General features: G+C 69.7%; 21 protein-coding genes. 15 read left to right on the forward strand and 6 right to left on the reverse strand.

All coding sequences use genetic code 11. From position 1 onward, the window contains the following. Positions 1-15: 15 nt before the first annotated feature. On the forward strand, positions 16-486 hold the full coding sequence (locus tag AA23TX_RS41975) for a GtrA family protein (protein ID WP_196425829.1): 471 nt from the start codon (positions 16-18) through the stop codon (positions 484-486). A gap of 8 nt (positions 487-494) precedes the next feature. Then, positions 495-2414 carry a glycosyltransferase gene (locus AA23TX_RS41980; RefSeq protein ID WP_155548497.1) on the forward strand — a complete coding sequence of 640 codons (1920 nt, stop codon included), beginning with the start codon at positions 495-497 and terminating at the stop codon, positions 2412-2414. 53 nt (positions 2415-2467) lie between these two features. Here the strand turns inward: AA23TX_RS41980 and AA23TX_RS41985 are convergent, their stop codons facing one another. Further along, positions 2468-2713 (reverse strand): hypothetical protein, encoded by a 246-nt coding sequence (locus tag AA23TX_RS41985; protein ID WP_155548498.1) that lies wholly within the window; start codon positions 2711-2713, stop codon positions 2468-2470. Between the two features lie 105 nt (positions 2714-2818). On the opposite strand from AA23TX_RS41985, the gene AA23TX_RS41990 reads away from it, so the two are divergent. From AA23TX_RS41990 to AA23TX_RS42030, 9 genes are all read left to right on the forward strand, one after another. Further along, complete coding sequence (locus tag AA23TX_RS41990; RefSeq protein ID WP_155548499.1) at positions 2819-3583, forward strand: ESX secretion-associated protein EspG; 765 nt, start codon at positions 2819-2821, stop codon at positions 3581-3583. A gap of 123 nt (positions 3584-3706) precedes the next feature. After that, positions 3707-4123 (forward strand): hypothetical protein, encoded by a 417-nt coding sequence (locus AA23TX_RS41995; RefSeq protein WP_155548500.1) that lies wholly within the window; start codon positions 3707-3709, stop codon positions 4121-4123. 3 nt (positions 4124-4126) lie between these two features. Beyond that, on the forward strand, positions 4127-4702 hold the full coding sequence (locus AA23TX_RS42000) for a DUF3558 family protein (RefSeq protein WP_230863048.1): 576 nt from the start codon (positions 4127-4129) through the stop codon (positions 4700-4702). Between the two features lie 10 nt (positions 4703-4712). Next, positions 4713-6215, forward strand: coding sequence for a hypothetical protein (locus tag AA23TX_RS42005; protein ID WP_155548501.1), 1503 nt, complete (start codon positions 4713-4715; stop codon positions 6213-6215). A 102-nt stretch (positions 6216-6317) separates the two neighbouring features. Then, a complete protein-coding gene (locus AA23TX_RS42010) occupies positions 6318-6818 on the forward strand; it encodes a YbaB/EbfC family nucleoid-associated protein (protein WP_155548502.1) in 501 nt (166 codons plus the stop codon). 13 nt (positions 6819-6831) lie between these two features. After that, the gene (locus tag AA23TX_RS42015; protein ID WP_155548503.1) at positions 6832-7638 is read left to right on the forward strand and encodes a WXG100 family type VII secretion target; all 807 of its coding nucleotides are present in this window, start codon (positions 6832-6834) and stop codon (positions 7636-7638) included. Position 7639: 1 nt separating this feature from the next. After that, entirely contained in the window at positions 7640-8974 is a 1335-nt protein-coding gene (locus tag AA23TX_RS42020) for a hypothetical protein (protein ID WP_155548504.1), read from the forward strand. After that, positions 8967-9380 (forward strand): hypothetical protein, encoded by a 414-nt coding sequence (locus AA23TX_RS42025; RefSeq protein WP_155548505.1) that lies wholly within the window; start codon positions 8967-8969, stop codon positions 9378-9380. Before AA23TX_RS42020 ends, AA23TX_RS42025 begins: the two co-directional genes overlap by 8 nt. Next, the gene (locus tag AA23TX_RS42030) at positions 9370-10338 is read left to right on the forward strand and encodes a hypothetical protein (RefSeq protein ID WP_155548506.1); all 969 of its coding nucleotides are present in this window, start codon (positions 9370-9372) and stop codon (positions 10336-10338) included. Before AA23TX_RS42025 ends, AA23TX_RS42030 begins: the two co-directional genes overlap by 11 nt. Here the strand turns inward: AA23TX_RS42030 and glfT1 are convergent. Genes glfT1 through wzm form a run of 3 tightly spaced genes read right to left on the reverse strand, consistent with a single transcriptional unit; the run spans position 10332 to position 13015 of the window. Further along, on the reverse strand, positions 10332-11240 hold the full coding sequence (gene glfT1 / locus AA23TX_RS42035; protein ID WP_196425830.1) for a galactofuranosyltransferase GlfT1: 909 nt from the start codon (positions 11238-11240) through the stop codon (positions 10332-10334). The genes AA23TX_RS42030 and glfT1 overlap by 7 nt on opposite strands. Then, positions 11240-12055, reverse strand: coding sequence for a galactan export ABC transporter ATP-binding subunit Wzt/RfbE (gene wzt, locus AA23TX_RS42040; RefSeq protein WP_155548508.1), 816 nt, complete (start codon positions 12053-12055; stop codon positions 11240-11242). Before wzt ends, glfT1 begins: the two co-directional genes overlap by 1 nt. 6 nt (positions 12056-12061) lie before the next feature. Further along, positions 12062-13015 carry a galactan export ABC transporter permease subunit Wzm/RfbD gene (gene wzm / locus AA23TX_RS42045; RefSeq protein WP_196425831.1) on the reverse strand — a complete coding sequence of 318 codons (954 nt, stop codon included), beginning with the start codon at positions 13013-13015 and terminating at the stop codon, positions 12062-12064. 144 nt (positions 13016-13159) lie between these two features. Between wzm and AA23TX_RS42050 the strand changes: the two genes are divergently transcribed. The 4 genes from AA23TX_RS42050 to pseI are packed head-to-tail and all read left to right on the forward strand — an operon-like array spanning position 13160 to position 15784. Beyond that, positions 13160-13786 carry a glycosyltransferase family 29 protein gene (locus tag AA23TX_RS42050; protein ID WP_155549421.1) on the forward strand — a complete coding sequence of 209 codons (627 nt, stop codon included), beginning with the start codon at positions 13160-13162 and terminating at the stop codon, positions 13784-13786. Positions 13787-13818: 32 nt separating this feature from the next. Continuing rightward, positions 13819-14253: a hypothetical protein gene (locus AA23TX_RS42055; protein WP_155548509.1), complete on the forward strand. Its 435-nt coding sequence runs from the start codon at positions 13819-13821 to the stop codon at positions 14251-14253. Positions 14254-14255: 2 nt separating this feature from the next. Then, positions 14256-14708, forward strand: a complete 453-nt coding sequence (locus AA23TX_RS42060; RefSeq protein WP_155548510.1) for a GNAT family N-acetyltransferase — start codon at positions 14256-14258, stop codon at positions 14706-14708. A gap of 26 nt (positions 14709-14734) precedes the next feature. Further along, positions 14735-15784, forward strand: a complete 1050-nt coding sequence (gene pseI / locus AA23TX_RS42065; RefSeq protein WP_155548511.1) for a pseudaminic acid synthase — start codon at positions 14735-14737, stop codon at positions 15782-15784. On the opposite strand, the gene pseC is transcribed toward pseI, so the two are convergent. Together pseC and pseB are read right to left on the reverse strand one after the other, a co-directional pair. Continuing rightward, entirely contained in the window at positions 15781-16914 is a 1134-nt protein-coding gene (gene pseC, locus AA23TX_RS42070; protein WP_155548512.1) for a UDP-4-amino-4,6-dideoxy-N-acetyl-beta-L-altrosamine transaminase, read from the reverse strand. The two genes, pseI and pseC, sit on opposite strands and share 4 nt — an antisense overlap. Further along, a complete protein-coding gene (gene pseB, locus AA23TX_RS42075) occupies positions 16907-17890 on the reverse strand; it encodes a UDP-N-acetylglucosamine 4,6-dehydratase (inverting) (protein WP_155548513.1) in 984 nt (327 codons plus the stop codon). Before pseB ends, pseC begins: the two co-directional genes overlap by 8 nt. Between the last annotated feature and the right edge of the window lie 16 nt (positions 17891-17906).

The following is a 17906-nucleotide window of genomic DNA, read 5'->3' on the forward strand; positions in this document are numbered from 1 at the left end:
CAACGAGGTAATGCAGTGGTGGCGACCGATCCGCAAGCCGACATCGCAGCTGCTCAGCCGTCCGACATCGGACTGCTGGGGCAGCTCATTCGCTTCGCCCTGATCGGCGGCTTCTGCGCCCTGGTCGACCTGGGCACGTACACGCTCCTGACCCAGGTGGCCGGGATGGCCACTTCACCGTGGGTCGACGTCGCTCGCGCTATCAGTTTCATCGTGGGCACCACCACGGCGTTCTTCCTGAACCGCAAGTTCACCTTCTCGGGCGGACGGCGTGACGGGAAGGCGCAGGTCGGCTCGTTCGTCCTGCTCTACACCGTGACGTTCTTCGTCGCGGTCGGGGTGAACCAGCTGATGCTCCAGGTGCTGCCGGAGTCCGCGTGGCAGCACACACTGTGCTGGGCCGTGTCGCAGGCCACGGCCACCGTGATCAATTTCGTGATGCTCAAGTGGGTCGTCTTCCGCGAGCCGTCGACCGAGGAGAACTGAGGAACTCAATGCCCGGTAAAACAGCCACCCCGGCGCCGACCACCCAAGCCGGCGCGGCCGCCGAGACGCGGTTCACCGAGCACACTCCGCAGGGTCGCCTGACGGCGCAGCGCGGTCTTTACGCCGGTCCGGCGCCGATCGTCAGCAAGGACCTCTACGCCGAGCTCGAGTGGGGCTCCGCGGTGCGGGAACGTGCGGTGATCACCATCGAGCCCGCCTCCAAGGTGTCGGGTAACACGTACTTCGGGCGGTTCCCGGCCTCCTACTGGCAGCGCTGGTCGACGGTGACCGAGGTGTCGGTCGAGGCCGTCGTCACCGGCACCGGGCTGCTGTCGATGGGCGCCTCCGACGTCGAAGGCGAACCCCGCGTCGTCGCCGCCGAGCAGGTCGCCGACGTCAAGCAGACCAAGGTCACGCTGACCGCGCAGCTGGACAAGTTCTACGACGGCGGCGCGCTGTGGCTCGACCTCGAAACCGAAGGCGGCCAGACCCTGCGCGTCGAGCAGGTCCGCTGGACCGTCGAAGCCCCGGAGAAGATCCGCCCGACCGCGGTGACGATCTGCACGATGAACCGCGCCGACGACTGCCTGAAAAACCTGCAGGCCCTCGCCGCGGACGTCTCCTCGCTGGAGACCCTCGACGCGATCTACGTCGCCGACCAGGGCACCGACCTCGTCGAATCCCGCGACGGGTTCGAGCAGGTCGCCAAGGACCTCGCCGACAAGCTGCACTACATCAAGCAACCCAACCTCGGCGGCGCCGGCGGCTTCACCCGCGGCCTCTACGAGGTCGCCGGACACACCGCCACCGAGCACGCGAACGTCCTGTTCATGGACGACGACGTGCTGCTCGAGCCGGACCTGGTGATCCGGATGACGGCGTTCTCCAACCGCGCCGCCAACCCGATCATCGTCGGCGGGCAGATGCTCAACCTGTTCCACCCCAATCAGCTGCACGTCGGCGCCGAGTACGCCCGCCTCAACACCCTCGAGCCGGGCCAGCCGGTCGAGCACTCCCTGACCACCGCCGACCTGCTCGGCGTGGACGAGGAGACCCTGAAGCCGAACCGGCAGGAACGCCGCCTGGATGCCGGGTACAACGGCTGGTGGTCGTGCCTGATCCCGTACGAGGTCGTGCAGGCCACCGGGTATCCGATGCCGTTCTTCTTCCAGTGGGACGACGCGGAGTACTCCTACCGGGCCCGCGCGCACGGCTTCCCGACGGTGACGTTGCCGGGGGCGGGGGTGTGGCACGCGGACTTCCACATGAAGGACTGGGACGAGTGGCACCGGTACTTCAACCTGCGCAACTCGATCATCACCGCGGCGCTGCACTCGCCGTTCAACCTCAACCTGCTCTCGCGGGTCCTGCTCGCGCAGCTGGTGCGGTATCTGCTGGGGATGCAGTACGGGCTGTCGGCGACGTTGATCAAGGCGGTCGAGGACTTCCTGGAGGGCCCGGAGATCCTGCGTGACGGCGGGGTCGAGGCGATGAAGGAGATCCGCCGGATCCGCGACCAGTACCCGGAGACCAAGCGGCACAAGGCCACCGACGTCCCGGGCATCGCCTCCAACGACATCGGCATCATCAACAGCGCGCCGCGGCCCAGCATGCAGCGCCTGGTGCTGATCAAGCGCGTGCTCGACCGCGTCCTCGGCCGCAGCCGCTTCGGTCTCGGCGCGGTGCCGATCGACGAGGCGAACTGGTGGCACATCGCGCTGTTCGACACCGCGGTCGTGACCGACGCGAACCAGGAAGGCGTCCGCGTCCGGTCGTACGACAAGGTCAAGATGTTCGACCTGGCCAAGCGCGGCGCGAAGGTGGTCCAGCGGCTGCGCAAGGAAGGCGCGGCGGTGCAGGAGCAGTACAAGCGCGCCATGCCGGAGCTGACCTCGCGCGAGAACTGGCAGCGCCTGTACAAGCTCTGAGCGGTGTTTCCCGAAGGCCGTCTCACGTTCGTCGTGAGGCGGCCTTCGCCGGTTCAGCCGTGCATGCCGAAGACGGTGCTCTTCCGGGTGAGGTCGTCGACGTACGCGGCGGCCACGTGGGCGAAGTTGATCGCGACCTCCGAGTGGTCCTTGGTGGTCACCGTTTCGACCGCGCCGGTCTTCACGAGCTGGGCGAGTTTGCCCGCCAGCTCACCGGATCCTTCGGTCGTCAGTGCGAACAGCAGCGGTTCCCCGCCGGTGGCGAGGTGCAGCACGAGTGCGGGTTTCGGATCGGCCATGCGTCCATCGGACCAGCGGGGATCTTTCCCGGGCAAGCGGGTTCGCCGAGAGCGGATGGACTACCGTTTTCCCGGTCCGGAAGAACCCGCGGGGGGATGGAAGCGATGCCGCACTCGTTCTCGTTGTCACTGGCAGCGGTGGACATCCTGCTGGAGCAGCTCGGGCTCGGCCGCGCGCCGACCCCGTTCGAGGTCCCGCACGTCGGCACGACCGTCGAGCAGCGCGCGATGATCCGCGACGCCGTCGTCCGCGATCTGACCGGTCGCAACCTGTGGAGCCGCGGCCGGCTCGACGCGGATGCCGAGCTGGCGCTGGCCACGTTCGTCCGCGGCAGCGTGGTGATCAACGCGGCCGCCGAGCTGGGCGACCGCCACCTCTTCGCCCGCGTCGCGTCCGACGGCCAGTTCGCGGTGCTCGCGCGCCAGGACGAGAACCTGATCGTCTTCGAGGAGGTCCGCCCGACGGGTATCGTCCCGGCGATCGTCGACCTCCTCCCCCTGACCCCGGCGGCGCCGGGCCAGTCGGTCACGATCGCCCGCCCGGCGGAGCAGCCCCGCCACCAGCGCCGCGACGACGCGTACGACCCGTTCGCCGGCGTCAGCGGCCCGCGCTCGGCCGGCAGCGGCGGCGGTCCGCAGCTCCGGATGATCGAGCGGGTGTTCCAGGAGCCGAAGAAGCGCGTGGGGCAGTTCACAGCCCAGACCCGAGGCGGGACGTTCCCTCCGCTGGCCTGGTTCGACACCCCGTCCGGCCGTTGGCTGATGTCTTCCCGGGCGGCCGCGGACGGCCAGCGCTGGATCACGTACGCCCCGGCCGACAACGCCCGGCTGGCCCAGCAGCTGTACGCGCAGCTCGAAGGCCAGTTCTGAGGGAACCGCTCAGCGCCCGCCCGCGTCACAGGTGAAGATCGGTGAACGGCAGTTGCGCAGGGTGCCCGGCTAGTAGACTTCCGGGTGCACACGCTTGGCTGAGTGATACGGGGTGGAACAGCGATGTTGATTGCCGATGGCGGTGGTGGCGGCTCGTTCGCGGACGTCATGAACCTCGGCGCCATCCAGGGCGTCACGGCGGAGACCCAGAAGCTGGTCGACGCGGCCAAGGGCGGCGGCTTCAAGATCACCCCGGAGGGCGTGAAGCCGATCCGGGACGCGCTGACCGAACTGGTCAACGGCCTCGCCGACGTGCAGTACAAGAGCTACCTGCTGGACCAGAACCCCCAGCTCGGCGATCATCCCTACGGGCACACCGTCGCCAAGCACGACTCGACGGCGGCAGGTAAGGCGACCCAGGTTCTCGAGCAGCTCAAGCAGGTCGCGAAGCAGGCAGACGAGGCGCTCGCCAGGGCCGCGGGCCTCTACAAGGAGGCGGAGAACCAGGCCTTCTCCGCTCTCCAGACCAAGCAGGCTTGAGGTATGACGAAACTTCTCGTTCGGGTTCTCCTTCCGCTCGTGGCTGGTGGCGCGCTGCTCACCGGGTGCACCACGACGCAGGGGGGAACGGCGTCGCCCGCCCAGTCGTCCTCGGCGAGTGAGTCGGAAGCTTCGGCAAGTCCGTCTTCAGGGGGCGGCGGGACCCAGTCGATCACCGATGCGTGCTCGCTGCTGAAAACAAGCGACCTGAGTGGCTATGGCGAGTTCAACGAGCCGGTCCAGGGCACGGTCGGGGGCGTGCGAACCTGCAGGTTCCAGCAGAAGATCGCCTCGGCCAGCGATGACCAGAAGGTGATCGGCGCGAACATCCGCGACACCGCGTCGGTCGCGCAGGTGAACGACACGGGTGGCGGAGTGGTCGACAAGGACATCAACGGCCGGCAAGCGAAGGAGGCGTCCGGCGGCGCATCCGTCGCGGGATGCACGCTCGCTCTGCCGGTGGGTGATTCGTCGCGGGTGGACGTGGAGGTGCTCGGCGCCGGCTCGGCGGACGAGGCTTGTCAGATCGCCGAGGCGGTTGCGAAGGCCGCTGTCGAACCGCGGTTGCCGAAGGGATAGGGGAACCCAGATGACGACGCGACAGGGACCGCCGCCGAAGACCGCGGACAAGACACCCGAGCAGGTTCAGGACATGGCGCCCGCCGAGCGCGACGCCTACCTCCAGCAGAAGGCCGAGGAAGGCGTCGACCCGAGCAGCTGGCTGTTCGGGCCGGTGCAGCAGTGGGTGGCCCAGGCCAAGGCGAAGAACCAGGCCCAGCAGATGGGCGACAAGAACATCAAGGACGCCACCGAAGGCCGCGATGTCGAGTACGTGCAGGGCCTGAACCCGTCGGGCGCGGACTACAAGGGCAGCGACCACAAGCAGCTCAAGCAATACCTGGACACCAACTTGGACGTCAATCAGGTTTCGGAGCTTTCGACGGCCTACCATGACGTCCACCAGGTCTTCGACAAGTTCGCCACCTCGATGAACACCGCGGTCAACGCCTCCAAGGGCACTTGGGAAGGCACCGCGGCAACCAACGCGCAGCAGTACTTCACCAGCTTGGGCACGTGGTCCGACGCGAACTCGCAGAACGCGAAGCTGGCCTCCGAGACCATCTACGACCAGGGCCAAGCCGCCTCGACGGCCAAGAACTCCATGCCTGCCCCCATTCCGTTCTCGTGGGGCGACGAGTTCAAGTCCTGGGCGACCTCGAACCCCTTCAGCCTGCCGGACAACGTCGACAAGTCGCTCCAGAAGCAGAAGGACAGCCAGGCGGCGCACGACGAGGCCGCGGGCGTCATGGCGACCTACGACAAGAACCTCTACCAGGCCGCGTCGAAGCAGCCGGCCTTCGCGCCGCCGCCCAGCTTCAGCACCGGTGGGGGTACCGGTGACCCCAATGGCACCGGGGACAAGAACGGCATCAACACCCCGTCCAGTGTGGACATGCCGGGCTCGAGCTCGGTGAACACGCCGGGTGGCAGCACCAACAACTTCACCACCGGCGCCATCCCCGGTACCGGCACCACCGGCACCACCGGTACGCCGCAGTTCTCCGGCCCCGGCTCGACCACCGGCGCGGGCCTGCTCCCGGCCGGCACCACCACGCCGTCGGGCTTCACGCCGGGGTCGGTCCAGGGTGGGTCGGCACCGAACCCGAACCAGTCGCTCGGCGGCATGCCGCCGATGAGCCCCATGCCCATGGGCGGCGGCATGAACTTCGGCGGCGACGAGGCCTACAACTCCAAGGTCGGCGGCGGTGCGGGCCGCGGCGGCAGCGGCTTCGGCCCCGGTGGCTCGGGCGGGGCCGGTGGCTCGACGGGCGCGGGTTCCGCCTCGGGCGCGGCCCGGCCGGGTGGCATCGGCGCGGCCGAAGCGGCCGCCGGGCGCGGGATGGGCGGCCTCGGCTCCGGCAGCGCGTCCGGCCGCGGTGGCGGCATGGGCGGTGGCGGCATGGGCCGCGGCCAGAAGGGCGAGGGTGACGAGGACACCGAGCACTCGCGCCCGACGTACCTGGTCGAGGGCGACCCCGACGAGGTCTTCGGCACCGACCTGCGCACCGCCCCGCCGGTCATCGGCGAATAGCGGACAACGGCGAACGGCCCCGGGCGACCGGGGCCGTTTCGCGTTCAAGCCGGACGTGGAACCCGTAACCTTCGCTGCGCGTCGGAGACCGCGGAGGCGAAGATGACCCCTGAGGAATGGCTGGCGAACTTCGAAACGAAGATCGCCGACGTGCGCGAGAAGGCGGAAGAGTTCCGGGCCGGGCTGGAGGCCTCCGGGACGACCGTCGCGTCGCCCGACGGCACCATCCGCGTCGGCGTCGCGCCGAACGGCTCACTCACCGAACTGCAGCTCACCGACTCGGCGCTGACCGGCAAGTCCGGGGCCAAGCTCGCCGAGGAGATCCTCAAGCTCGCGCGCAAGGCGCAGCGCGGTGCCGCCGTCAACGTCGCCGCCGCCTTCGCGCCGCTGGGCGGGGACACCGAGGCGATGCACATGGTCACCGGCTACCTGCCGCCGGAGGAGCCCGAGGAGCAGGTCGCGCCCGAGCCGTCGCGGGAACGCCGGCTCTGGCAGCACGACGAGCCGGAAACCCCGCCGCCGCCACCCGTGCGCCGCCCGCCGAGGCCGCCGCGCGACGACGATGACGACTTCGGGGACAACACGTTCCTGCGCCGGGACTGAGGGGACCGCAACCATGACCACCGCTACCTCGGGTGCCGGCATCGTCGACACCTACGCCGGGCTCGTCGACTCGATCAAGTCGGACTCCGAGTCCGAAGGCGAACACGTCCTGGGCGTCGCGGTCAGCGCGGCCGGCGCGGTCGTCGACACCGTCGGCGCCGCGATCGACCCGCTCGGCGCCGTCCTCAACGCCGGTGTCGGCTGGCTGCTGGAGCACATCAGCTTCCTGCGCGAGCCGCTCGACGCGCTGCTCGGCAACCCCGACGAGATCAACGCCAACGTCGACCAGCTCAAGTCCGCCGCGGCCGAGATGCACACGCTCGCCCAAGAACACCGCGACGACCTCCGCAGCGTCGCCGAATGGACCGGCCAGGCCGCCGACGCGTACCGCGACAGCCTCACGAAGATGGCCGAGGAGCTGGAATCCCTCGGCAAGACGCTCGACGGGACCGCTGCGGTCGCGGGCATCTCCGGCATGCTCGTCTGCACGCTGCGCGGCATCGTCTTCGGGCTCATCTCGTCGGTGATCGCCGAGCTGATCCGCGACGCGCTGATCGCGGCGGCCTCGGCGGTGGTCACCTTCGGTGGCTCGATCGCGGCGTTCTGCGGGGTGGCCTCGGCGCGCGCCGCGGCGACGGCGTCGAAGATCGCGGGCAAGATCAGCAAGCTCCTCGAAGGCTTCGCGCGCCAAGGCGGCCGGCTGGCCAAGCTGATGGAGGCGATGGAGAAGCTGACCAAGGGCCTCGACCGGTTCTCGACGGTCGGCGGTCTCGCGATGGGCGCGTACCAGGCCGCGAAGCCGTACGAGACGGAGGCGTGACGTGGCGACCCACCACACGAGCACGCCGCACCACACCAGCACGCCGCACCACACGGACACGTCGCCGACGCACCACGAGACGCCGAACACGCACCCCACCGAGCCGCGTCCGGCGCACGAGTCCCACGCCCCGGCGGGCGGTCACAGCGGCGGGTACGGGGTCCACACGGACTCGCTCGGCACGATGGAGGGCCACCTCGGCCGCACGAAGGACAAGGTCCACGCGGTCGGTCAGACGGTGGCGAGCGCGAACTTCGGCGCGAAGTCGATGGGCGTGATCGGGTCGGGCATGACCGGCACGCTCAACGGAACGGTGAGCGCGGCGAAAGAGCATGTCGCCCGAGCGGGCAAGGCGGTCGAGGACGCGGGAGCGCGCACGAAGGCGGTCCGCGAGCACTACGAGACCACGGAAGCGAACAACGCGGCCACGATCGCCTCGGCTGGCAAGGCGGTCGACGCGCCGCCGACAAAGGCAGCCGGCGGTGGTTCGAACCCGCCCCCACCAGGCTCGAACCCCCCACCCCGCCTGCCGGACGACGGCGGCGGAATGCACAACAACCAGGGCCACCACGCATCGGATGACGAGCTGCGCGGCCAGTACACGCGCGAGTCGATGCAGACGCGCCCGACCTCGACGGACAACCAGATCCGCGACGCGGCAAGCAGGTTGGGCTACGACCCGGACCAGCACCTGGCGATGACCCTCCAGCCGACAGCCGACCTGACCCCGGCCCAGCGCGCGGAGATCGTGGCGGTCCGCAACGAGCTGAAGGCCAACCCGGGCGAGTTCATGACGAAGGTGGTCAAACCCGAGATCGGCGAGGCCACCCTCGGCAACGAAACCACTTACGTGGATCGCCACACCGGCAAGACGGAGACGAACTACCCGAACTCGGTGGCCGGATCGATCGCCCGCGGCAGCGATACGGCGCAGCACGGCACTCCGGCCGAGTTCCGCGACAAGCTCGCCCTGGACGACCAGGGCGCCGGCTGGACCCCGATCAAGGCGGGCGCCAACGAGGCCTACCAGCTGCGCTTCCCGGCTTTGGACGATCGCCAGGCGATGGAAATCAGCTACGGCGGTACGGATCCGGGGTCCGCGCACGACATGCAGGTGGCGTCCGGACAGGCGAACCCCCGCGAGTGGAAGCCGCCGTTCCTGGGGACGGGGTACACGGGCGGCGGGGTGCCCGAGTGGCTGCACGCGCCCCGCGGTTACGCCGGGCGTGGTGAGATGTGGCTCGTGCGGGCCGACGGCACCGAAGTGCTGGCGGGCGTTTACCTGGAGAAGAGAGGGTGGTTCGACGTGCGCGGCCGAGGGGGTTCCGATGGCTGACAGTTACGCTGTCCACCAGGGCAAGGAGTACGAGGCGTCCGGGCGCCCGCCGGGCCGGATGGCGCTCTACGACGGTGATGTCCTGGTCGCCGAGGTACCGATCGGGGAACTCGACGAGTGGTACACGGTTCGCACGTGGGGCACCTTCCTCGAGCACGAGTTCGAGGTGGCGGATGAGCGCGACGGCCGCTACTCCCTCTTCATGACAGCCGGCGATGGCAAGTGGGCGGAACGGGTCTGGGCCGAGCCGGAGCGCCACCCCGAGGTGCAGTTCCAGCGGATGGACCGGATGACGTTCGCGGCGGTGGCTCCGAAGCACATGGTGAGTAACCTCCGCGAAGAGCGCGTCGACAACCTCGGGCCGTGGCGGAAAGAGCAGGAAGAGCGTGAATCCCGTGAGTCCTGACGCTCCCGCCGGTCTCCTCGGCAGCACGGTCGTCCAGCTGCCGGTCAAGCCCGGCCTGGTCGGCTTCTACCTGGGCAACGTCATCGTCCCCGGCCGCTTCGAACCGCACCGGGTCCAAGGGTTCGCCGGCCGCGCCGAGGACGTCGCCGAGCTGGACACCGCGGCCGCCGTCCGGAACTACGGCCTCGCGAAGATCCCCGGCTGGGGCCCGCTCGACGAGCTGTACCTGCTCCGCTTCACCGCCGGGCACACCTTCCCGTTCCGCACCTCCTACGGATCGACCGACCGGGAAATCGCCCACGAGCTGGGGACGGCCCGCGTGTACCCGCCGCCGTACCTCGGGACCGGGTACTTCCCCGGCGTCGACCACCCGCTGCCCGAATACGTCCTGCGGCTGATCGAACTCCCCGCCGGTGCCGAACTCCTCGTGCGTCGCGCCGACAACACCGAAGAGCGGCTGGCGCAGTACCACAGCCGGAAGGTCGGCTGGATCCCCGAGCAGAAGGACGCGTTCGGCGAGGCCACGTTCTTCCCGCCGCCCGTGCCGCTGCCGCCGCTCGTGCGGCGGGGCTACACCGCCCGGTACCGCGGGGGCGACTTCGACGCCGAGTTCGCCGGGCCGGCCCGGCTCGTGCTGCACCCCTTGCCGGGTGCCGTCGCGCCGGCCGACTTCGGGGAGACCTACGGCTTCCGGATGAAGGCCGTCGACCAGGTCGAGCTGGACGAGCTCAGCTTCGTGCGGACCCTGTGCCGGTGGCGCGGGGGCACCTTCGAGCTCCTCGCCCGGACGCGCGACACCGCCGACGTGCACCTGGTCGACGAAGACTACCTGCTCGCGCGCGACCTCGGACTGTCCGAAGTGGACTACCGGGTCTGGCGGAAAACCGTGCCCGCCGCCGAGCTCACCGACGTCCGGACCGAAGCTGTCCCCGTGCCGCTCGAAGGGCAGTTTCAGTAGCGGTAGAACTTCTCCGCCCGGCCCTGCCGGACCAGCTTCAGCCACTGCAGGAACGCCTTCGGGTCACGCTTCACGCCCACGAAGTACAGTCCGAACCGGACGATCTCCAGCGCGCCGATCTTGCGCATTCCCGGCTGGGACAACAGGTATCCGCGGTTGCGGTACGTGTAGTACCGCTTGACCTCGTTCTCCGGGTCCTGCGCGTGGAACTTGCCGCCCAGCATCGGCTTGAACTCGTCCGAGCCGTCCGGGTGCAGGTACTTCGTCTTCAGCGACGTGCCGAACGGCAGGCCCGAACGCACCAGGCGGCGGTGCAGCTCGACCTCGTCGCCGCGGAAGAACAGGCGCAGGTCCGGCACCCCGACGACGTCCAAAGTGGACGCGCGGAAGAGCGCGCCGTTCATCAGGGACGCGATGCCGGGCAGGAAGTCCACGCCCAGCTCGGACTGCGACCGCTTCCACGTCAGGCCGCGGCGCAGCGGGAACGCCAGCTTGTCCGGTGCGTCGATGTTCGACACCACCGGCGAGATCTCCGCCAGGTTCCGCTTGTCCGCCTCCGCCAGGAGGATCTCCAGCACGTTCTCGTCGGCCGGGCGCCCGTCGTCGTCGGCCAGCCAGACCCAGTCCGCGCCCAGCGACAGCGCGTGCAGCATGCCCAGCGCGAACCCGCCCGCGCCACCGAGGTTGCGGTGCGAAGGCAGGTACGTGTGCGGCAGCGGGTAGTTCTCGACGACCTCACGGGCCGAGTCGTCCGGCCCGTTGTCCACGACGACCAGGTGGTCGACCGGCCGGGTCTGGGCCGCGATGATCTTCAGCGAGTCCGCGAGCAGCTCCCGCCGGTGCCGCGTGACGACCACGCCGACGACCGCGCCGTCGGGCAGCTGCCGGGTCTCGCTGGTCATCATTCCCCGCCGTTCGTCGTCGCCACCGGCTCGATGCCGAGTCGCTGCAGCGTTTCCTTGCTCATGTCCGCGAACGGGTCGCGGCCCTTGTACCCGGTGAGGACGTCCCGCAACGAGCCCTGTTGCTTGAGGTGACCTTCGTCCATCCAGATGGCCGAGTCGCACAGCTCGAACAGGAACTCGTCCGAGTGGCTGGCGAACACCAGGATCCCGGAGCGCTTGACCAGGTCCTTGAGGCGGTCGCGCGCCTTGTTGAGGAACGCCGCGTCGACCGCGCCGATGCCCTCGTCGAGGATCAGGATCTCCGGGTCGATCGAGGTGACGACGCCCAGCGCGAGCCGCACGCGCATGCCCGTCGAATACGTCCGCAGCGGCATCTGCAGGTAGTCGCCGAGCTCGGTGAACTCCGCGATGTCGTCGACCCGCTTCTCCATCTCCTTGGCCGTCATGCCGAGGAAGAGGCCGCGGATGATGATGTTCTCGACCCCGGAGATCTCCGGGTCCATGCCGACGCCGAGGTCGAACACCGGCGCGATCTTGCCCTGGATCCGCGACGACCCGCGGGTCGGCTCGTAGATGCCGGCGAGCAGCCGCAGCAGCGTGGACTTGCCCGCGCCGTTGTGCCCGACCAGGCCGACCCGGTCGCCTTCGCGCAGCGAAAGCGTCACGTCGTGCAGGGCTTCGATGATGGGCACCTTGGTGTCGGTGCCGATCTTGCCGCCGACCTTGCCGAGGACCTTCTTCTTCATCGACCGGGTCTTCGCGTCGAAGATCGGGAAGTCGACGAAGGCGTTGTGGACGTCAATGCTGACCATTTTGTGTCACACCCAGTAGGAGACGCGGGCACGGTAGTTGCGCATCGCGACGAGCGCGAGCGCCCAGCCGACGATGGTGATGGAGCCGACCACGATCCAGTTGCCCGGGGTGAACGACTGGCCGAGCAGCGGCGCCCGGACCACCTGCATGAAGTGGTACAGCGGGTTCAGCTGGATGATCGGCAGCACCCACGAAATGCTCGCGCGGGCCCCGCCGCCGAGCAGCTGGTCCACCGGCCAGACGATCGGCGTGCCGTAGAACAGCAGCTGGATCAGCGAGTTGATGACCTGCGGGATGTCGCGGAACCGGGTCGAGATGATGCCCAGCAGCAGCGTCACCCAGCCCGCGTTCAGCGCCAGCAGGACGAAGCCGGGGATGGCGAGCAGGATGTTCCAGCTCAGGCCCGGGTGGCAGTACAGGTCCGCGTGGCACAGGCCGTCCGCGGAGCCCAGCGAGTACCGGTTGTCCAGCGCGCTGAAGAAGATCACGAGGATGACGATGTAGACGATCATGTTGTGCGCCAGCAGCAGCGTCTGGCGCCACACCGTGCGCAGCATGTACACGCTCAGCGGCGCCGGGAGCTGCTTGATCAGCCCCTCGTTGGAGATGAACGTCTCCATGCCCTCGGCGAGACACCCGCTGATGAACCCCCACAGGATGAAACCCGTGGACAGGTAGGGCAGGAACACCTCGATCGGCGAGTGGAACAGCTGCGAGTACAGCAGCCCGAGCCCGAGTGCGATGACCGCCTGGCTGATCGTGATCCAGAAGGGCCCGATCACCGACCGGCGGTAGCGCTGCTTGATGTCCTGCCAGCCGAGGTGACCCCACAGCTCGCGAGCGTTGAAACCGGCCTGGATGTCGGCGAAGGCGCGCGCGAACGTCTTGCTGTCCGACATCGGCGGCGCCGAGGTCGTCACGGGCGAGTCCGCGGCCTGAACCGTGCTGGTGGCATGCACGTGGACGAGGGTACCGATGGGATGAGCGGCGTCCGGGCCACCCCGCCCGTGTGGTAGAGGTTAGGGACCGCTACGCGGCGGGGTGTGTCCTGCGTGCTGGTACTTTCTCGGCTTATGACTGCTGCTCTCGGCGCGGCGAGCTTGATGGTCAACCTGCTCGCGGCGTACGCCGACCGGCCGGACCCCCGTTCCGTGGCCGTCGTCGGAAACCAGCCGCTCCCACCCGACCCCCAGCGGGCGAAGGCGATCGACGCGTGCGACCTCGTGATCCGCGTCAACGGCTTCGTCGTCGACAAGCCCGGCGAGGAGGTCGTCGGCTCCCGGACGCACGTCGTGGTGTTCAACCGGGCGATCCGGGCCACCCCGTTCGTCTTCCAGGACTACCGGAGGCGGCTCTACCTGCTGGTCGAGCCCGGCCGGATGCACTGGGAGCCGGAGGACGTGCCGGGCTGGTGGCCCGCCGACCTCGGCGCGGTCCCGGTGTCGAACCGCGAGGTCGTGCTGCCGCTGTCGGACGCGCTGGGCCTGCCGACGCGCGACGAGCCGACGTGGTCGACCACCGGCACGCTGGCCGCCTGGATCGCGCGGACGTCGTTCCCGACAGCCCAGCTCGTGCTCACCGGGTTCTCGTTCATCGACAACCCGGACCAGACCTCCTGGGAGCACGCCGCGGGCGACTCCTGCATCGTCGGGCCGGAGCACCAGATCGCCGCCGAAGGGCGGCTGCTGGACTCCTGGACCAAGACCGGTGACACCACCCTCCTGCGCTAGACGCGCGTCCCCACCCCACGTAAGGACCACCCATGGCAATGCAGAAGCTCGGCAGAGGCCTCGTCGGCCGGATCGCCCGGCTCATCGACTTCCGGGTCGACGACCGCACCCGCGGACTGGCCGATCGCGTCAACAACCTCGAGCACGCCACCGCCGACCACCGGCGCCGGCTGGACAACGCCGAGCACAGCCTGGAGCAGGCCCGTGGTGACCTGCGCTGGACCCGTGCCGAGCTCGACCGCCTGATCCCGCACGTGGCCGCGCAGGAAGGCCGCCTGGAGACGCTGCGCGAGTCGATGTCGCTGGTGCCGAACACCGACAGCGCCCAGACCGCCGAGGCCCGCACGCTGATCGAGGAGATCCAGCGCCAGCACGCTCAGATCCGCGTCCGGCTCGCCGGCATCTCCCGCTACGAGGACCGGCTCCGGCGCCTCGAGGACCGGGTCGAAGAGCCCGTCAGCCAGTAGCCTTGCACGCCCGGGAAGCCACCGAAACGGACGCCGAGCTGCTGCTGGGCTGGCGCAACGACCCGCGGACGCGGCAGTCGTCGCGCTCGACGGCCGTGGTGGCCCTGGACGAGCACCTCGCGTGGCTGCGCGGGGTGCTCGCGGACCCGGACCGGCTGCTGCTCGTCGTCGAGCACGAGGACGCGCCGGTCGGCACCGTCCGGTTCGACCGGCGCGACGGCGACGGCTGGGAGGTCAGCATCACGCTCGCCCCCGAGAGCCGCGGCCGTGGTCTCTCCGGCGCGGTGCTCGCCGAGGGGGAGCGGGCGGCGTGGGAGCGCCTCGGCGTCCGGGTCGTGCTGGCCGCCGTCCACCAGGACAACACCGCTTCGGCGAAGCTGTTCGAGCACGCCGGGTACGCCGAAGCCGCGCCTGCCGTCAGCGGCTTCCGGCAGCTGCGCAAGACTCTGAGCTGACCCGCAGTCCACCCCGGGGAGGCACCATGCACGACATCCGGTTCGGCGCGCACCTGATCGGCCCCGGCCACGCGCCGTTCGTCATCGCCGAGATGTCCGGCAACCACAACGGCGACCTCGACCGGGCGCTGCAGATCATCGACGCCATCGCGGAGACCGGCGCGCAGGCGGTCAAGCTGCAGACCTACCGCCCGGACACGATCACCATCGACGTCGACACCCCGGCGTTCCGGATCGGTGACTCGCATTCCCTGTGGGGCGGCGAAAACCTGTACAAGCTGTACGAAAAGGCCCACACGCCTTGGGAGTGGCACGAACCGCTCTTCGAGCGCGCCCGTGCTCGCGGCCTGGAGATCTTCTCCAGCCCGTTCGACCCGACCGCGGTCGAGCTGCTGGAGTCGCTGGACGCGCCGGCGTACAAGATCGCGTCGTCCGAGATCGTCGACCTGCCGCTGGTCGAGCTGTGCGCTCGCACGGGCAAGCCGCTGGTCATCTCGACCGGCATGGCGAACGTCGCCGAGATCGACGCGGCGGTGCGCACCGCGCGGGAAGCGGGCAACGACCAGCTCATCGTGCTCGGCTGCACGGCGAGCTACCCGGCGTCGCCGTCCGAGAGCAACCTGCGCGGCTTGCCGCTCCTGGCCGGTCTGACGCAGACGCTGGTGGGCCTCTCCGACCACACCCCGGGCATCGGGGCGCCGGTCGCGGCCGTCGCGCTCGGCGCGGTGGCCATCGAGAAGCACGTCACGCTGGCCCGGGCCGACGGCGGCGTCGACTCGGAGTTCTCGCTGGAGCCGTCGGAGCTGGCCGCCCTGGTCACCGAGACGCACCGGGCGTGGGAGGCGCTGGGGCAGGCCGTGCTGGGCCCGCGGGAGAGCGAGAAGGAGGGCCTGCGGCTGCGCCGGTCCCTCTACGTGGTCGAGGACGTGCGTGCCGGCGACGAGGTGACCGCGGCGAACGTCCGGTCGATCCGGCCCGCCGGCGGCCTGGCCCCGGCCGAAATCACCAAGGTCGTGGGGCGCACCTTCCGCGTCGACGCCGCGAAGGGCACGCCCCTGACCTGGGACCTGATCTAGCCGAAGAACGTGCGCACGGCGTCGACGACGCGGTCGACGTCGGCGTCCGTCAGCGACGGGAACAACGGCAGCGAGAGCTCCTGCTCGTAGTACGCCTCGGCGTTCGGGCAGAGCCCGCGCCGGTACCCGAGGTCCTCGAACACCGGGTGCCAGTACACCGGGATGTAGTTCACCTGGACGCCGATGCCGGCCCCGCGCAGGTGCTCGAACAGCGCCTTGCGGCGGCCTTCGAGGACCCGCAGCGGGTAGAGGTGCCACACCGGGTCGGCGCCCGGGCGGCTCGGCGGAGTCGCCACGCCGTCGACGTCGGCCAACGCCGCGCTGTAGCGGGCGTGGATCTCGGCGCGGCGCTTTTTGAACTCCGTGAGCCGCTTCAGCTGGCTGCTGCCGAGCGCGCAGAGGACGTCCGGCAGGCGGTAGTTCAGGCCGAACTCGTGCACCTCCTGGTGCCAGCCGCCCTCGTCCGGGTAGCGCTGCTCGGCGCGGTCGCGGACCAGGCCGTGGTTGCGGAACTTCCGCGCCCGGTCGAGCAGGCCCGCGTCCGGCGTGACGACGGCGCCGCCCTCGGCCGTCGTGAGGTTCTTCGTCGGGAAGAACGAGAACGTCGTCAGGTCGGCGATGGAGCCCACCGGCCGGCCCTGCCACGAGCCGCCGACGGAGTGCGCCGCGTCCTCCAGCAGCAGCGCGCCCGCGTGGTGCGCGATCGTGGCGAGCGCGTCCAGCTCGGCCGGGTGGCCGGCATAGTCGACGGCGGCGACGACCTTCGTCCGGTCGGTCATCGCGGCTTTCGCCGCTTCGACGTCCAGGTTGCCGGTGTCCGGTTCGACATCGGCGAAGACCACCTTCGCGCCGTGCAGCGCGGCCGTCGCGGCGGTCGCGACGAACGTCATCGGCGACGCGACGACCTCGTCACCGGCCTTCAGCCCGGCCGCCGCGTAGGCGACGTGGAGGGCCGCCGTACCCGACGTGACGGCCACCGCGGGGGCCCCGCCGGTGTGCGCCGCGAGGTCGTTCTCGAACTGCTGGACGGCGGGCCCGGTGGTCAGCCAGTCGCCGCGCAAGACGTCGACGACCGCCTGGATGTCCTCTTCGCTGATCGACTGACGTCCGTAAGGGAGGAAGTCAGGCATGCTGCTCGACCAGTTCGCGCAGCTCCTCGCCGTTGAGCCAGAGGTCGTTGGTGTCCGAGCGGTAGGCGAAGCCCTCCGGCATCGGCGTCCCACCCTGCGGCTCCTGGTAACCCCAGCCCGCGAGGTGCGGCTGCACGACGTAGCGGTCCTTGAGCTGGACGGTCCGGCGAGCGTCGTCCGGGGCAATCATCTCTTCGTGCAGCTTCTCGCCCGGGCGGATGCCGACCTCGTGCATCTCGCTGCCCGGCGCGATCGCCTGGGCCAGGTCGACCAGCCGCATGCTCGGGATCCGCGGCACGTACAGCTCGCCGCCGTGCATCTGGTCGAACGAGTCGACGACGAACTGCACGGCCTGGGGGAGCGTGATCCAGAACCGGGTCATGTCCTTGTGCGTGATCGGCAGCGACTCGCCCTGCTCGGCCAGCTTGCGGAAGAACGGGATGACGCTGCCGCGCGAGCCCATCACGTTGCCGTAGCGGACCACGGAGAAGCGCGTCACGTGCGCGGCCGCGTAGTGGTTGCCGCTGATGAACATCCGGTCGGCGCACAGCTTGGTGGCGCCGTAGAGGTTGATCGGGCTGGACGCCTTGTCCGTCGACAGCGCGACGACCTTCTTGACGCCCGTGTCGATCGCGGCCTCGATCACGTTCTGCGAGCCCATGACGTTGGTCTGGACGAACTCGAACGGGTTGTACTCGCCGGTGTCGACCTGCTTGAGCGCGGCGGCGTGCACGACGTAGTCGACGCCGTGCATGGCGCGCTCGAGCCGGCGCCGGTCGCGGATGTCGCCGATGAACCAGCGCAGGCGCGGGTCGTCGTTGAACAACTGCCGGGCTTCGTACTGCTTCAGCTCGTCGCGGGAGAGCACGACCAGCCGGCTCGGGTTCAGTTCGGCGAGCGCGTGCGCGATGAACGCCTTGCCGAACGAACCGGTCCCGCCGGTGAGCAGGATGCTGGAGCCATCCAGCTCGGACATCGTTGACCTCCGCGGT

It is taken from the genome of Amycolatopsis camponoti (assembly GCF_902497555.1).
GTDB classification, from domain to species: domain Bacteria; phylum Actinomycetota; class Actinomycetes; order Mycobacteriales; family Pseudonocardiaceae; genus Amycolatopsis; species Amycolatopsis camponoti.

Bases quoted from the DNA above. Each gene is read 5' to 3' on its own strand.
- AA23TX_RS42000 (WP_230863048.1), top strand. From the start codon at position 4,127: ATGACGAAACTTCTCGTTCGGGTTCTCCTTCCGCTCGTGGCTGGTGGC.
- AA23TX_RS42005 (WP_155548501.1), top strand. From the start codon at position 4,713: ATGACGACGCGACAGGGACCGCCGCCGAAGACCGCGGACAAGACACCC.
- AA23TX_RS42050 (WP_155549421.1), top strand. From the start codon at position 13,160: ATGGTCAACCTGCTCGCGGCGTACGCCGACCGGCCGGACCCCCGTTCC.
- pseI (WP_155548511.1), top strand. From the start codon at position 14,735: ATGCACGACATCCGGTTCGGCGCGCACCTGATCGGCCCCGGCCACGCG.
- pseB (WP_155548513.1), bottom strand. From the start codon at position 17,890: ATGTCCGAGCTGGATGGCTCCAGCATCCTGCTCACCGGCGGGACCGGT.
- AA23TX_RS41985 (WP_155548498.1), bottom strand. From the start codon at position 2,713: ATGGCCGATCCGAAACCCGCACTCGTGCTGCACCTCGCCACCGGCGGG.
- AA23TX_RS42010 (WP_155548502.1), top strand. From the start codon at position 6,318: ATGACCCCTGAGGAATGGCTGGCGAACTTCGAAACGAAGATCGCCGAC.
- AA23TX_RS41980 (WP_155548497.1), top strand. From the start codon at position 495: ATGCCCGGTAAAACAGCCACCCCGGCGCCGACCACCCAAGCCGGCGCG.
- AA23TX_RS42055 (WP_155548509.1), top strand. From the start codon at position 13,819: ATGGCAATGCAGAAGCTCGGCAGAGGCCTCGTCGGCCGGATCGCCCGG.
- AA23TX_RS42025 (WP_155548505.1), top strand. From the start codon at position 8,967: ATGGCTGACAGTTACGCTGTCCACCAGGGCAAGGAGTACGAGGCGTCC.
- AA23TX_RS41990 (WP_155548499.1), top strand. From the start codon at position 2,819: ATGCCGCACTCGTTCTCGTTGTCACTGGCAGCGGTGGACATCCTGCTG.
- AA23TX_RS41995 (WP_155548500.1), top strand. From the start codon at position 3,707: ATGTTGATTGCCGATGGCGGTGGTGGCGGCTCGTTCGCGGACGTCATG.
- pseC (WP_155548512.1), bottom strand. From the start codon at position 16,914: ATGCCTGACTTCCTCCCTTACGGACGTCAGTCGATCAGCGAAGAGGAC.
- wzt (WP_155548508.1), bottom strand. From the start codon at position 12,055: ATGGTCAGCATTGACGTCCACAACGCCTTCGTCGACTTCCCGATCTTC.
- AA23TX_RS42015 (WP_155548503.1), top strand. From the start codon at position 6,832: ATGACCACCGCTACCTCGGGTGCCGGCATCGTCGACACCTACGCCGGG.
- glfT1 (WP_196425830.1), bottom strand. From the start codon at position 11,240: ATGACCAGCGAGACCCGGCAGCTGCCCGACGGCGCGGTCGTCGGCGTG.